Source organism: Myxococcales bacterium, from assembly GCA_016706225.1.
Taxonomy (GTDB): domain Bacteria; phylum Myxococcota_A; class Polyangia; order Polyangiales; family Polyangiaceae; genus JADJKB01.
Genome location: JADJKB010000014.1, coordinates 99,025 through 112,817 on the forward strand (window position 1 = coordinate 99,025; position 13,793 = coordinate 112,817).

At 69.8% G+C, this 13,793-nt stretch carries 9 protein-coding genes; 4 read left to right on the forward strand and 5 right to left on the reverse strand.

Features of this window, described 5'->3' with window-relative positions; all coding sequences use genetic code 11:
• Positions 1-1,051: 1,051 nt before the first annotated feature.
• Positions 1,052-1,471: a hypothetical protein gene (locus tag IPI67_22760; protein ID MBK7583004.1), complete on the forward strand. Its 420-nt coding sequence runs from the start codon at positions 1,052-1,054 to the stop codon at positions 1,469-1,471.
• 9 nt (positions 1,472-1,480) lie between these two features.
• Here IPI67_22760 and IPI67_22765 read toward each other — a convergent pair whose 3' ends face one another.
• From IPI67_22765 to IPI67_22775, 3 genes are read right to left on the reverse strand one after another with little or no spacing between them, the layout of a single operon-like run.
• Positions 1,481-3,328: a hypothetical protein gene (locus tag IPI67_22765; GenBank protein MBK7583005.1), complete on the reverse strand. Its 1,848-nt coding sequence runs from the start codon at positions 3,326-3,328 to the stop codon at positions 1,481-1,483.
• Positions 3,329-3,370: 42 nt separating this feature from the next.
• Positions 3,371-3,871, reverse strand: a complete 501-nt coding sequence (locus IPI67_22770; protein MBK7583006.1) for a hypothetical protein — start codon at positions 3,869-3,871, stop codon at positions 3,371-3,373.
• 54 nt (positions 3,872-3,925) lie between these two features.
• Positions 3,926-5,917 (reverse strand): radical SAM protein, encoded by a 1,992-nt coding sequence (locus IPI67_22775; protein ID MBK7583007.1) that lies wholly within the window; start codon positions 5,915-5,917, stop codon positions 3,926-3,928.
• A 146-nt stretch (positions 5,918-6,063) separates the two neighbouring features.
• Here IPI67_22775 and IPI67_22780 point away from each other — a divergent pair, with 146 nt between their 5' ends.
• Positions 6,064-10,380 (forward strand): zinc-dependent metalloprotease, encoded by a 4,317-nt coding sequence (locus tag IPI67_22780; GenBank protein MBK7583008.1) that lies wholly within the window; start codon positions 6,064-6,066, stop codon positions 10,378-10,380.
• A 3-nt stretch (positions 10,381-10,383) separates the two neighbouring features.
• Here the strand turns inward: IPI67_22780 and IPI67_22785 are convergent, their stop codons facing one another.
• Together IPI67_22785 and IPI67_22790 are read right to left on the reverse strand one after the other, a co-directional pair.
• Entirely contained in the window at positions 10,384-11,241 is an 858-nt protein-coding gene (locus tag IPI67_22785; protein ID MBK7583009.1) for a hypothetical protein, read from the reverse strand.
• Positions 11,242-11,299: 58 nt separating this feature from the next.
• On the reverse strand, positions 11,300-12,433 hold the full coding sequence (locus IPI67_22790) for a hypothetical protein (GenBank protein MBK7583010.1): 1,134 nt from the start codon (positions 12,431-12,433) through the stop codon (positions 11,300-11,302).
• A gap of 106 nt (positions 12,434-12,539) precedes the next feature.
• Between IPI67_22790 and IPI67_22795 the strand changes: the two genes are divergently transcribed.
• Both IPI67_22795 and IPI67_22800 read left to right on the forward strand, forming a co-directional pair.
• Complete coding sequence (locus IPI67_22795) at positions 12,540-13,184, forward strand: thiamine phosphate synthase (protein MBK7583011.1); 645 nt, start codon at positions 12,540-12,542, stop codon at positions 13,182-13,184.
• Entirely contained in the window at positions 13,181-13,786 is a 606-nt protein-coding gene (locus IPI67_22800; GenBank protein MBK7583012.1) for a hypothetical protein, read from the forward strand. Before IPI67_22795 ends, IPI67_22800 begins: the two co-directional genes overlap by 4 nt.
• The last annotated feature ends 7 nt before the right edge of the window (positions 13,787-13,793 follow it).

The following is a 13,793-nucleotide window of genomic DNA, read 5'->3' on the forward strand; positions in this document are numbered from 1 at the left end:
CCCCCCCCCGCCGGCGGCCCCCGGCGGGCGCGCCGCCGCCCCCCCCCCCCCCGCCCCCCCCCCCCCCGGCCCGGCGCGCCGCGCCCGCCCCCCCGGTCGGGGGGGGCCCCGGCCCCCCCCGCGCCCCGCGGGGGGCCCCCCGGCCCCCCCCGGCCCCGGGCCCGCCCCCCGCCCCGCCCCCCGCGCCTCGCCCGCCGGGCCCGGCGGCGCCCCCCCCCCCGGGGGGGCGGCCCCGGCCGCCCGGGGGCGCCGGCCCGCCCCCCCGCCCCCCCCCCGGCCCCGCCCCGCCGCCCGGGGGGCCCCCCGGCGGGGGGCGGCGCGGCGGGCGCCCGGGGGCGCGGGCCCCCGGGGGGCCCCGGGCGCGGCGGGCCGGGGGCGGCCGGGCCCCCGCCCCCGGGGCGGGCGGCCCGCGCCCCCCCGGCCCGCGCCCGCGGCGCCGGGCGCCCCCGCGGGGGCGCCCCGCGGGGGCCCGCGGGGGGCCGCGCCCCCGCGGCCCCCCGCGGGGGGCCCGGCCCCCCCGCGCCGGGCGCCGCCCGGGCGCCGGGCGCGGGGGGGGGGGGGGGGGGGCCCGGGGGGGGGGGGGGGGGGGGGGGGGGGGCCCGCGGCGGGCGGGGCCGGGGCCGCCGGGCGCCGGCGCCGGCGCTGGGCGGGGGGGGGGGGGGGGGGCGGGTGGGGGGGGGCGGGCGGGGGGGCGGCTGGGCGCCCGGGGGGGGCTCCGGGGCCCGGGCGCGCGCGCCGCGCGCCCGGGGGGGGGGGGGGGGGGGGTCGGCGGGGGGGGGGGCCGGCCGGGGGGGGGGGGGGGGGTCCGAAAGGGCGGGGGGGGGGGGGGGGGGGGCCGGGGGGGGGGGCGGGGGGGGGGGGGGGGGGGGGGGGGGGGGGGGGGGGGGGGCGCGGGGGGGGGGGGGGGGGGGGGGGGGGGGGGGGGGGGGGGGGGGGGGGGGGGGGGGGGGGGGGGGCCGGGGGGGGGGGGGCCGGGGGGGGGGGGGGGGGGGGGGGGGGGGGGGGGGGGGGGGGGGGGGGGGGGCGGGGGGGGGGGGGGGGGGTCTGGCCGTTGTGGTTGCCGTTTGCTTTTGCCAGCGGCCCACCGGTCCGAAGCGAGCCGCGTCCGCGACTGGTCGAGCGGCGCATCTCGAGCGCGGTCGAGCGCGCTCGCGGTGCGGTCTCGGGCACCGCGCTGGACGGTTTCCTGTCGGAGCGCGAAGCCAACGCCATCTTGCGGGAGGTCGATCGGATCGGCCGCCGGCTCGACGCGGTCGAGCAAGAGCTCGACGCCGGCATGCTGGCCTCGGCGCGCAATCGCGAACGCCTGGCAGAGCTGGCCCGCTCGGACTCGCAGGCGCTCGATGACGTCAACGAGCTTGCAGAGCTGCTCGCCACGGAGCTCACCCTGGCGCGCCACGGGCGGAGCGAGAGCGTGGAGCCGCTCGTGGCAGAGCTCAGCGCGCGGGTCGAGGCCTTGGCTTCGAGCTGAGCGCGCGCGTCATTTTGCCAATGCGCCCGTGATGCTCTTCACCAACACATCGACCACCGGGTTGTAGCCGTAGGCGGGGTTCGCCGGATCGCCCACGGTGACCTTGGGGCAGATGGAGCCGACGACCGCTTGATTGCCGATGCCCTTCAGTACTTTCAGGTGGCGCGTCCCGGGGAACGCCTTGCCATAGTGTTGCAGCTTCGAGTAGGTGCTCGAGGCCGGATCCTGGCAGAGCGGATTGTTGGCGGTGTAACCCGGGCCGACGTCGTCGCAGTCGCAGCCACCGCTGCTGAACGCGCCGCAGTCCTTGGGGGTGTTCAGCCGGAAGATGCAGGCGTACTGCAGGTCGGCGAGATTCGTATTCCACTCGTGCCCATTGGCCGGCTGAGCGGCGGCCTTGGCGGAGGGCGGGCTCAAGGCGACTCCCGTCGCTGGCTGAGTGCCCGAGCGGGGAGTGTTCGACTCGATCATGAGCGGGTCGTCCGCCAGGTCCTTGCTGTCGTCCGCCAGAAGCCAGGCCCAGCGGCCCTTGGCGGAGAGCTCTGCCGCGGTCAGGTACGACAGCTCCGTGGGAGAGCTCAGGGTTGCCTCCGTCGCGAGATCTTGCCACGGCACCCCCACGATGCCTGCCAAGAACACCGCGCCGGGGCTGCGCTGTTCGAGCAGGGGGTTCTTCACCGGTGTGCAGCTCGTCGTTGGGCCCTTGCCGTCCCAGGTCGGACAGATCATAGGCTGGGTCAGCGCCTGCACGTAGCGCTCGGTGGGGTAGAGGAAATCGAGACCGAAGCGGCGTTTCTGCTCCCAGCAGCGCAGGTTCGGGTGGTCGCTCTGGTCGTCGTACGCACCCTTCTGACACTCCGGGTCGCTCCCGAGATCGGCGCAGCCGGGAGGCGGGGAGCTCTCCGCCACGTTGCACGAACGACAGCAAGGACTGTCGGGATCCGTTGCGCATGCGCCGGCGGCCCGCGGCAGGTGAAACGCCGTGTTGTTCGGGTTCGAGGTCTGGGCCGCGATCCAGTTGAAGCCGCCGTCGACGGTGGAGCAGTCGTTCTCGTCGGTGAGCATCATCACGATCACGACGGAGTCCGGGCGCAAGAAGTCCGATCGCTGCTGGAGCACGACGGCGTCGACGCCCTGCGCCACTGCGATGTTGTCGACGACCACGACCTGGGCGGGCGGGGCCGGGTCCACCAGGAACCGGTACCAGCTCTCGAGCTGGGACTCGTACCCGCAGCCGTTCTCACCCGCGGCCGTCACCTGCGCTTTGAAATCGGACTCGAGCTGGGCTGCATCGCTCTGTCCCGGGCCCGCGCTGCCTTTTGTCCCACTGGGATCCCACCACAAGAACCCGAGGCCGGCGTAGGTCTGCAGGTTTGCACTCGGTCGTACGGTGCCGATCAGGTGTGCGTTGTCGTTCTGCGTCGGGTTGAACGCGGGGCCGTTCTCTTTGCACTGGTCGCCGCCGTGTCCGCCCAGGCTCGACGACACAATGCCGATGTGGATGTCTTCGATGGCCTTGAACTGTGGTTTGCCCGTCGCGGGGTCGATGACCGGCGTGACCAAGCGCTTGACCAGCGCTGGAACCGCGTCCGAGAGCAGCTGCTGTTTGTCCGCCATCGAGATCGAGTTGTCGATCATCAGCAGCAGGTCGAGCTTGTCGGACGGCACCAGGGGAATGCCGCCGCTGCCGCCACCGCTCCCGCCGGTTGCGCCGCTGCCTCCGCTGCCTCCGGTTGCGCCGCTGCCTCCGCTGCCCCCGCCCGTACCTCCGCCGCCGCCGGTCGAGCCGCCGCAGCTCAGCATCAGCATTGAACCCAACACCAGCGCACCCACCCCTGCGAGCCATCGTGTGGTCATGTCGCCGAGGCTACATCAGTCTTCGAGGCTGTGCCCCGGCGTTCACTCGTTCGGCGTCTTCGATACCGGCCGCTTCAGCTTTCCACCGCACAGCCACTCACAGCCGCACACGACGAACGGGTGTCCGCTCTCGGTACACGCGTCCTGAAACGCCGCGCTCGTCTCGGGCGGAGTGCAGTCCTTCTGCTCCGCGACGCAGGCCTTTTCGTTGTTCTCGGCGTCGTACGCCGTCTTTTCGCGCTTGAAGTTCCCGGTGCACACCATGTTGCACCCGCACTTCATGACCCGGAATCCGGCGAGCTTGCAGGCGTCCCTGAAGTCAGCGGGTTCGTCGCTCGGTTTACAGGCCTTGCCCGGTGGCGCGCAGCTGAGCTCGTGGCCCAACGCGTCGAACACCTTGCTGCCTGCCATGCGATCCTTGGGCAACTCCACGTCGGCGGTCGGCGCGGTCGGCGCGCTGGGTCCGGGAGTTTCGGGGTTCTTCGCGCAAGCGCAGAGGCACACGCTGAGAACCACGCTCGGGATCAGAAATGTGCAGCGCATGCGGCACGGGTAGCATGGCCGCCGCGTCCCGTCGCGGGTCCGCTCGCCCCTCGGTCACTCGTCGTCGGGGGGCGCAGGCGCCATCTCGGAAGGGTGAGTGGGCAAGCGCGGTCGCGGGACCATCTCGTGGCGGTGGGTTCCGCCCGTCGGGACGGGTTTCTTGCCGGCGTCGCGGGCTGCATCGGGGCCTGGTGCGGCGTCCCCGGGAGCGCCCGTCGCCTCCGCTTCGTTGGCGGCGTCGCTCGGACTCGCGTCAGCGGGACCCACGCCCGCGTCGCTCGCTGCATCCGGTGGGGGAGGGGCGTCGTAGGGTTGGGTCGGCGGCGCCGCGACCATCTCCGTGGGGTGGCTGTCGTCGCCGCTTTTCTTGCACGCGGTGGCCGCGAGCGACATGCTCGCCGCCAGGCTCACGGCGCGCGCGGTCTTGGTCCAACCCCGGGTCACGGGTTGTTTGACCCCAGCGCGGATCTCGTCGAGCAGGGCGTTCGCGGCGGCCCCCAGCCGACGGTTCTGAGCCTCGACGGCAGCAGCGATCCTGCGCTCGAACTCCGAGCGCGCCTCCGGAGAATCGAAGCCGAGCGCACAGCGCTCGATGATCTCGTCGAGGTGCCGGCAGGTATCGAGGTTCACCGTCACCACGAGGTCCTTGACCCGCGCTCGCAGGTCCGCCCGCTCAGCCTGGAAGTGCGCGAGCAGTTGATGTTCGTAGTCGAGCGCCATGGCGGCGTGGTGCAGGCAGTCCGGCCCGTAGTTGCGCGTCCGGAAGGCGTGAAAGGCCAGCTCGAAACACAGCTGCGCGCGCGGGTCGGCGATGCAGTAGTCCCAGCCGAAATAGCTGCCGCGGAGGCGCCCCTCGCGCCGAAGCTTGGTCTCGAGGGGAGTGCCCGCGTAGATCTCGGTGCGGCAGAAGTTGGTGGGGTTGTGCGGGTGTTTGCCCAAGAACGCGACGTTGTCGCGCACGTCTTCGAGGGTCGAATCCGGGTTGAACAAGAGCACGTTGAAGGCGGTGTGGATGCCGAGCCGGTTGACCACCTCGAGGGCGCGCTCGTTCTCTTCGACGGTCTGCCGTCGCCCCAGGCGCTTGAGGGCCTCGGGGGTGCCGGCCTCGATGCCCAGAAAGACCCGGAACAAACCCCGGGCGACCAGCGCTCTGAAGATCTCCTCGTCGACGGCTCCCGGACGGGCCTTGATCGCAAACGCGATGCGTCCCACCCGGCGCTGCTCGAGGGCGGCGCCGAGCGCAGCGACCCGTGACAGCATCTCGGATTTTTCGTCCACGAAGAAGTTGTCGTCGTGGAAATTGAAGATGCGCGCCCCCGAGTGATAGAGCGCCGCCATCTCGTCGGCCACGCTCTCGACGCTCCGCATGCGCACTCGCTCGCCGCCGGTCAGGCGATGCCAGGCGACGATGGAGCAGAAGGTGCACGAGTATCCGCAGCCGCGGGAGCCCAGGAGGTTCGTGATGGGCAGTCCCAGGTAATCGTCGAGAGGCTGCTTGCGCGGCGGCCAAGGCAGCCGATCCAGATCAGGCGGTTTGGCCGCGGGGGCGTTCCGCACGACCTGGTCAGCTTGCCGGAACACCAGGCCGCGCACCGCGCCGAGGTTGCCGAGGTTTCCCGTGAGCTCGCACAGCAAATCCTCGCCCTCACCGATCGCGACGGAGTCGATGGCGGGGGCGTCGCGCAAGAGCTCGGTCGGGTGGAACGCGGCGAAGTGACCGCCCGCGACGACGTGGCCCCGGTAACCCAGCTCTCGCGCGCGCGTCGCGAGTCGGACGAACTCGCGCGCACGGTACGTGAACACCATGCTGAGCCCAAGCAGCGGAGCGTTCGCATCGACGATCTCTCGGGCGGCGCGATCGATGTCGTCCGCCTCGTTGAACACGATCTGAGTCACGCGATGCCCCGCGTGCTCGAGCGCCCCGCGCAGATAGCGCACGGCCAGGTTTTCCTCGAACTCCGCGCCGACGAGCACCACGTGCATGACAGCCTCCCGGGTTGCTCCAACGTCTCGCCCCGCCCCCGGCGCGGAAATGACCCCAATCATGTTCGAGCACTAGACTCGTTCGCCGCCCGCAGCGCACTTGCGCCCACCGCCAGCGTTCAAGTCGCGCTCGATTTGCGCTAAGGCAGCCGTCGCGTCGGTCCCCAAACCGACCAGCCGGCTCGGGTCCGGCGAAGCGGGAGAGAACCATGTCGAAGAACTCCGTCCGGCGCTGGCTCGGCGCCCTGTCCATGCTCGGCTTTTCACTGCTCGCGGGCTGCGCCGAGGAGCGAGCGCCCATCAATCGCGTTCAAGCGGACGCGCTGGCAAAGAGCTTCTTCGTGGGCGAGGTCGGTGATCCCAAGGACGATCCGGAGTTCTACATGCGGGTGACCGTGGTCGACGTCGACTCCGGGGCCGGCTCCGACGGACTCTTCACCAACAGCGACGCTCAGCCGACGATGCGGGTGCGCTGGGAGATCACCGAAGACCTGCTGATCGCACGCCTGACCTACGAGCGCATCGAGAACACGGACGGCAAGGGGGTGCGCCGCACGCCCGACGGCCAGGCGGTGGCCGCGTACACCATCGACAGCCACTTCGACATCAAGCGCTCGTACAACGAGAACACCGGCGAAGAGCTGAACGTCGTCGAGGAGAACGACCAGGACCGGCCCTGGTACAAACGGGCGTATTTTCGCGTCGACTGGTCGAAGAACCTGATCACCAGCGCCTACGAGCTCGACACCCTCTCACAGCTGGGCATCTATTACGGCGTTCAGATCGAGCCGATCGCTTACTACGTCAACGATCCGGCGCACCAGGACACACCGGTGTTCGATCGGAAGCGCGGTTACTTCGACGTGACCCACAAGGTCTGGGCCAAACCCCAGGTCATCAAGGACGAGATCTACGGGGATTTTCCGGCCTGCTGGCTGTACGGCAGCTTCCCCAGCGTGAACTGCAACCCGAGTGAGGTGACCCTTCGGCAGTCGTACCTGAAGATCGCCGACACCGACTACGAACCGCTCGAATACGACGGTACCAAGATGGACATGTTCGGCCTGTTCACGGTCGATCGGTTTGGTTACGACCGCAGCTACGGTGTGGTCGACGACAAGTGGCACCGCTTCGGCACTCGCTGGAACCTGTGGCAGCGCTCCCACGCCGACCCGGTGGTCGCCTGCAACACGCCGGACACCACGCCAGTCGGGGCGGATCCCCACCGGGACGACGACGCGGACGGCACCGAGGACGAGTGTGCGAGCGTGGGGCGTGGCAGTCGTTGTGATGCCGTCACCAGCGAGTGCACCCTGCCGCTCCGGGATCGCCAGGCCAAGACGATTGCCTGGCACGTGAACCCTGGTTTCCCCGACGACCTGTTCGAGTCGAGCAAAGAGATGATGAGCGCCTGGAACGACGCGGTGCGCGTGGGCGTGCTGGCGGGGCGCCTGGCCGAGTGCCGGCGCACGGGTGAACAGGGCTGCGAGACCACTCACGGATGGCCGGCGCGCTGGTCGGACGACTTCGTGCCGCCGGTCGGCGCCACGTCTCCCGTCGAGGTCCCGAACTTCTTCGTGCTCTGCCACAACCCCGTCTCCAGCGAACTGGGCGACGACCCCGCCTGCGGCGCCGACAAGACCGCGCCGCGCATCGGCGACCTGCGTTACAACATCCTGGCCGTCGTCCAGGATCCACAGATCATGGCGCCCTGGGGCATCATGATGGACGCCGAGGATCCGCTGACGGGTGAGAAGATCGCCGGCTCGGTCGCCGAGTGGGGGGCGGTGCTCGACCGCGCTGCAAGCACGGTTGCTGATCTCGTGGCGCTCATCAACGGCCAGATCAAACCCGACGACTACATCAAGGGTCAGAACGTCAAGGACTGGGTCTCCGCCAATCAGCCCAAAGGGCCAGCGGAGAAACTCTCGGCCTTGCCCAAAGACGAGCTGAGCTCACGCCTGTCCGCCTTCGACCCTCAGGTGATCACGCCGTACCTGGCCGGCGCGCCGAAGCCCAAGCCGATGCACCACCCCTTGGCCAAGCGTGCGGCACGGGCGAAGTTCCTGCTCGACTCCGGCCGTCTGGGTCCGGGCAACGCAGCGCTCGCCGCGCGGCTGTCGGCGCTGCGCGGCACTGCCGTCGAGGCCAGCCTCGTCTCGCCCGAGATGCTGCAGGCCTCGGGCGCCGACCCCGCAGCCCCGCCCAGCGCCGAGGCGATCCGGCGCGCTTCACCCTTCGACCGCAAGATGAACCCCACGCTGCGCGCCGCCGATCGGCGCGCGCGGCAGCTCGGCAACGCGCGTCGCCACGCCTGCCGCTACGACGCGGCCGAGCCGGACAACTTGCTCGGCCTGGCACGGGCGCTGGTCAAGAAGTTCCCGCCGCCCGCCGATCCGAGCGACAAGGCAGCGGCCAACGAACATCGTCGAAAGATCGTCGACTGGGCCCGCGCCGAGTTCAACAAGGGGGTGCTCGCCCACGAGGTCGGCCACTCGATGGGGCTTCGCCACAACTTCGGCGCGTCGTTCGACTCGCTCAACTACGATCCCGAGTACTGGCAGCTCCGGACCAACGACGGGGTCGACGCTGCTAAGGACTGCCCCGCCGGCACCACGGACGGCTCGGCCTGTGTGGGGCCTCGCTGGCGCGATCCCATCAGTGACAAGGAGATCGACGGCGAGATCCAGCGCTACTCGACCTCGAGTGTCATGGACTACCCGGGTGAGCAGAGCCAGGACATGCTCTTGCCCGGCAAATACGACCGCGCCGCGGTGCGCTTCACCTACGGCAACGTGCTCGACGTGTGGTCCAAGGACGGCGTCAGCGTCGACGCCAAGGGCGCGGGGCAGACCGAGGCCTACAAGCTCACGGCGTTTGCCACCAGCCCGGGGCTGTTCGGCGTCTATTACTTCCCCCCGACGGACGTGAACAATCCCTACACGTTCATCCACTACAGCCAGTACCAGAAGGAGTTCGGCCTCATCAGCGACTGCGCCGCCGATTCCTTGGAGCCGCTCGGCAGTCGCTGCAAACAGCGTGAGATGGACGTGGTCGACTACCGCGACATGTCGGACTTCGCTGCGGATCCCGACTACGCGTCGTTCTCCTGGGCGGTGCAGCCGCGGGCGGTCGACGCGACCGGGCGTGTACGCCGCGGGTACCTGTTCTCGAGCGATGAGTACGCGGACACCGGCAACGTGCCCTCGTTCAGCATGGATTCCGGCGCCGATGCCTACGAGCAGGTGCGATTCCTCGAGAGCACCTTCGAGAACCGCTACATCTTGGACGCGTTCCGGCGCAATCGGGTCGAGTTCAACTCGTTCGACGTGACGGCCCGCATCCAGTACCGCTACCTGGACAAGATCCAGCAGATCAGCAAGGCGTTTGCCTTTGGCGCCGTGCTCGACGGAGATCCCACCCAACCGGCCGCCGGTCTGCTCGAGGACGGCAACTACGGGCCGCTGCAGCTGGCGGCGACTCACGGGCTCGACCTGTTCGCGCGCATCCTGACGCGCCCCGAGCCCGGTCACTACTGTCCGGCGGACGTGTGCGGCAGCGGGCAACCGGTGGGTGTTGCGACGGAGCTCTTCACGGCCGACGCCGTGGCGCTACCGGACGTGTACCTGTACGACTTCCGCGTGGCCCTCGGCGACGGTCGTTATCTGCACAACGACTTCGACTATTCCCAAGGTTATTTCTGGGGCGACTACCAGTCGCAGGTGGGCACGTACTACGAGAAGATCTGGGCGACCTACTACCTGAGTGAAGCCTTCGACTCCTTCGTCTCGAACTCGAAGGAGGACTTCTACGACTCGCGCTACAAGAACGTGAGCTTCGCCACCATCTACCCGGAGCAGGTCCGGCGACTCTACTCCGCGCTCTTGACCGGAGATCTGGACACCTTCGCTCCCTGGGTCGTGGTCAAGAACGACCCGAACAACACCCCCCTCGGCAGCCTCCAGTATCCCAACTGGCACGACGCCAAGGATCTGGGCACGCGCCCGGCAAACGCCAAGCTTGCCGATCCGAACTACGGCTGGAACTCGCAGCTCTACGCCATGGTGTGGGGCAGCATGTATTTCCCCACCAACTGGTCCAGCTCGTGGGTGCACGACGCACGCATCGCCGTGCTCCCCAACGAGACCCCGGACTGGCCTGCGGACGAGGTGATGAAGTTCAGCTACCCCGTGACCGGCATGACCTACCGTGCACACCGCGCCGGGACGGAGCAGCTCATGGGTCAGGTGCGCGAGCGGGCTATCGGCGCTCGCATGCTCGCCTGGGCCAATCACCTCATGGCGCTCGCTTACAAGGTTCAGCTCGACGTGAACGGAAAGCCGCTGTTCAACCCCGACGGCACGCCCATGCTCGAGCTGGACGTGAACGGCAAACCCCAGTTGGACGCCGCGAATCCAGGCGCCGCGGCGGCGCTGGCGAAGTACGTCGACAGCATCGACATCTTCCGCCAGCTGACGTCGAAGTTCGAGCTGCCGCTCTACGATGGTGAGCTGCCGAGCCCGTGAGGCTCAGCAGGTCGGGCAACCGCAGGTCACACCCTTGATGCCCGAGAGATCGTTGCAGATGTTGAAGCTGCCGGTGCACACACTCGGGCCGAAGCAGGCGCAACTGGCAGCGGCGCACGGTAGAGGAATGTCGACGCAGTGGCGGACCGGCGCGGGTTTCGCCACGTAGGTCACACAAGCATACTTCGCCGACGTACAATCGGAGCAGCTGGCGACGCTGGTGCACTCTCCGGCAGGGACGCAGGCACCACTCCAGCAGTTGCCTTTGATCTGAGCGACCTCACCGGCCGGGCAGTTCGGCGCCTTGGTCAGGCAGACGACCTTGCTCGAGTCGCAGTCGTAGCCCTTGACACATCGGCCCGCGACGCAGCTGACCTCGGTGGCGGAGACGCCGAGCGCGGCACACTTCTTCGTCGTGCACCCGAGCTTGCAGATCCCCGGATTCTGGGAGGTGGGGATCCCCTCGCAGGAGCAGCAGTCTTCGAAGACCTTGCAGTCGCTGTCGACGCTGCACTCCGGTGCCGCGACGGATGCACCGCCGGTTCCTCCCGCTCCGCCGCCGCCCGTTCCACCGCTGGTCGAGCCCCCGCTGCCCGCGGCGCCGCCGCTGGTCGAGCCCCCGCTGCCCGCGGCGCCGCCGCTGGTCGAGCCTCCGCTGCCCGAGGCGCCGCCGCTGGTCGAGCCTCCGCTGCCCGAGGCGCCGCCGCTGGTGGAGTTGCCGCTTCCGCCGGCACCGCCGCTGGTCGAGCCGCCGACGCCACCCGAGGACGCCCCACCGCTGCCACTGGGATCGGAGTCCGACTCCCCGCCGCAGGCCAAGAGCAAGCTGGAAACCCAGACCAAGTGTGCAAAACGACGCATGTGACCGTTCTCCTCACGCTAACTGATAGCCGAATTTTCCTGATCTGTCCGCCCCGCATCAGCGCGGAGGGACAATGCCGGGTTTGCGCGAGACCCTCACCCGCTCCAGCGTGCGCTTCTGCAAGAACGGCTGTTCGCCGGTACGGATCCGCACCGTCGCCGGCGAGCGGGAGACCACACGGCCCACGAAGGCGTCGATGTTCCAGTCATCACCGGACTCGGTCGCGTCGTAGCGGGCGTGAACCAGGTACAGCCCCGGGCTGCCAAACGTACCGGTGGGACACAGCTCGATCAAACGACTCACCACCGAGATTTTTCCCCCAGGGCCGAGGCGCGTGAAGGCCTGCCGATCGGGTGCGCGCTCATCAGGCTGCGGATCACAGGTCACGAGGCCGTCCGGGCGCATCACCTCGTAGCTCACGAGCTCGCGGCGGAAGTAGACGGTCTCGGCGTGTTTGCTGCGATTGTGCACGGTGATGCGCACGGTGGCGGCGCGTTCCGCCTGCGCGTCCGAGCCCTGGACCATCTTGATCTCCAGCGGGCTGTCCTCGATGGCCTTCTTGTCCGCCGGGAGCTTCGTGCGCGACCACTCGGCGTACTCACTCTTGAGCGCAAAGGGTTCGGCGCGGAGCCCCTTCACGCCACCCTCGTTCGAGGGGCGGCTCGCGCCCTTTTTGGGCGGCAACATCACGGCGAAGGGCGGATCCTGCTTCGGAGTCTCCTCTGTCCTCTTGCCGCGACGCCACACGGTCTTCTTCTTCTCCGGAAAGCCGAAGTGCGGCGTCACGATGGCGCCGGGCACGAGCTGCCACTGTCCGCCTGCGGCGAAGCAGTAGAGCCTGGGATCGAAGCGCTGTTCGACGCCTTCGCCGGGCTCGAGCAAGACCAGCGTGCGTTTGTCGGCGTGTCCCGGGAACAAGTCACTGGGCAGCCGGCAAGTCTCCGTCTTCTTCTTGCTCGGGACCTGGACCTCGAGGCTCAGGAGCCTGGGATCGGCCGCCAGCACCGCGGGGCCTTGTCCGCGGTTGGAGATGCTCAGAGACCAGGGCAGGCCTGGCCCGCGCTCACTCACCCGAAGCGTGAGGTTCGGTGGGTTCGGCTCGGCAGCCCCCGGCGCCGCGGGTTCCTCTGCCCGCGCGCTGCTCGCCACGAGCAACAGGGCCGGCAGAAACGAGCAGGTGCGCAGGGACATGGCTCATGGGTACCAAAGCGGAGCCGCGCGTGCCAGCCCGCTCGCGCGACAGGCAATGGTGGGGGCGAAACCCCGGTTTGTGGCGCTATGCTCCGGAAGCCCTCGAATGCGTGGACTCTACGCCATCATCGATACCGACAGCCTCTCCGCGCGGGGGCTCGACGTGCTCGACTTCTCCCGCGCGGTGATCGCCGCGCGGCCGGCCGTGGTCCAGCTGCGTGGCAAGTCCTTGGGCGGGCGGGACACCCTCGCGCTCCTGCGGGCGCTGGTGCCAGCGTGCCGGGACGCCGGTGTGCGTGTGTTCGCCAACGATCGCCCGGATCTCGCGCTGCTCGCCGGCTGTGATGGCGTACACGTCGGGCAGACGGATCTGGACGTGAGCGACGTGCGCACGTTCGCACCAACACTCGCCGTCGGTGTGTCGTGCCACGACATGGCAGAGCTCGAACGAGCGCTCGCGCTCGCGCCGGACTACGTCGCCTTCGGTCCGGTGTTCCCCACGAGCTCGAAGCAGGATCCCGATCCGGTCGTGGGGCTCGATGGCCTCGGGCGCGCCAGCGTCCGAGCGCGCGCTCGAGGTGTGCCCCTGGTCGCCATCGGTGGCATCGAGCTCGCGCGCGCTCCGGCGATTGCTGCCCGCGCCGAGCTGGGTGCGGTGATCTCCGCGCTGATGCCCGAGGGAGACGCAGCGCTCTCGACGGTCACGGCGCGTGCCCGGGAATTTTCCCGCGCGCTCGGGGGCGAAGCGTGAGCCTCGTGCTTGCCGCGGTGCTGGTCGGAGGCGGGGCGCTGCTGGCTGGGGTCGCGGGTTTCATCCGGAAAGGACAGCGCGCGAGCTCGGTGGCCAACAAACAAAGCGAGGCGGCCGCGTTGCCAGCTGCAGCTCCGACTCCGCTCCGCAGTGCCGGCTTCGAGATCGAGCTCGGAGACGTGATCGAGGTGTCCGGTCGGGAGCTGTGGCTCGAGCAAGCGTGGTTGCTCAGCGAGGCGAACGACCCGGTTGCGGCGGTGTTCGAGGCGAGCGAGGCCATCGTGCTCAGTCTGCCCCCGCCGGCCTCGACGCTGTACTGGCTCGAGGAGGTCTCGCTGGCGCTGCCAGAAGAGACGCCGAGCAGCATCGAGTCACGGGGAGTGCGCTTCGAACGGGTACGGCGTTTGCCGGTGCAGATCGCTCCGCTCGGAAAATCGGTGCCGCTGCCCTGGAACGAGGGGCTCTTGTCGGAATACCGCGGGCTCGGGGGCGATGCGCTGTGGGTGCTCGGCCGCGGCAAACACTGTCGTGTGTGGCAGGGGCGAGCGCTGCTTGCGTCCGACGTGGTGCGCTGGGGTGGAGGCGCGCAGACCCTCGAGTGACGACTCG